This is a genomic window from Acutalibacter sp. 1XD8-36 (assembly GCF_009917525.1).
Lineage (GTDB): Bacteria > Bacillota > Clostridia > Oscillospirales > Acutalibacteraceae > Acutalibacter.
The window spans coordinates 1-982 of record NZ_QZDU01000060.1 but is presented as its reverse complement, the minus strand read 5'-3'; the positions used below and the strand labels follow the sequence as shown (position 1 = coordinate 982).

Annotated in this window: 1 protein-coding gene and 1 pseudogene; both read left to right on the top strand. The window is 44.4% G+C overall.

Translation table 11 applies throughout. From position 1 onward, the window contains the following. Positions 1 to 762: pseudogene (locus D5270_RS16510) on the top strand (hypothetical protein); the annotation flags it as partial. A 68-nt stretch (positions 763 to 830) separates the two neighbouring features. Beyond that, positions 831 to 982 (top strand): recombinase family protein (locus tag D5270_RS17340; protein ID WP_166545105.1); only part of this gene is annotated, 152 nt, incomplete at its 3' end.

Genomic DNA, 982 nt, shown 5'->3' with positions numbered 1-982 from the left:
CGCTGGTGGTTTTGGGCGGCTTGTGTTTTACTTGTTGTTGGGATAGTGGGGAATATTGGGAATGCCATAAAAGGCAGCAATGAGGTTAGGAAAGCTGCTTCTCCATCCAGCTCTGATACACAAAGCGTAGTTTCTTCCGAAGCGTCCCCTTCATCCACCGCCGTATCTCTTGATGAACTCACAAAGCAGATAAACTCAATTTTGCAGCAAAATTATTCCGGCAGCAATATAGTATTTGACGAAAAAACCGTGCAAGTAACCGTTTGGATTGACGGTCTTGCAGCGGCTGTCTATTCAGCTCAGCAGGAAGGGCGCGGCGCGGATGATAAAGATTGGATGGGTGCCAAAGAGGGTACTTTGTCTGTGGCTACATCCATAAAGGAAGTACTTGACTCCTTCGGGTACTCAGATATGGACGTAGCTTTGAACTTTGCAAACGACCAAAATTATGAGAACACACTGCTCTCCATATTTAACGGCAGTATTGTATATGACGTTCTTCAGGAGCCTTCTTCTACACCAGTGCCTCAAAAAAGTATAGCTTCTAAATCAGGCTCCAACAATTTTAATACATACGATAATACTGAACAACAGCAAACCGAAGCTGATTATGTGCTCAATACCAGCTCTAAGAAGATTCATTATAAAACGTGCGACTCTGTGAAAAAAATTGCTCCCGATAATTACAAAGAATTTTTCGGGAGTATTGATGAGGCTCTTTCCGAAGGGTATAGTAAGTGTGGAGTCTGCTTTAACCAGTGAATCCCGCCCGCTCCCACAAGGTGCGGGCCTTTTCATAAACCATTATATTTTCAAAGAGGTGAGTCAAAATGAAACGCATATTCATTTACGTCCGGGTATCTTCGGAAGAGCAAGCTATCCACGGCCTGTCCATCGAGGCTCAGACCGCTGCTCTTACCAGCTGGGCAAAAGAAAATAACTGTACTGTTGTGGACATTTACACTGACGCTGGTATCTCCGC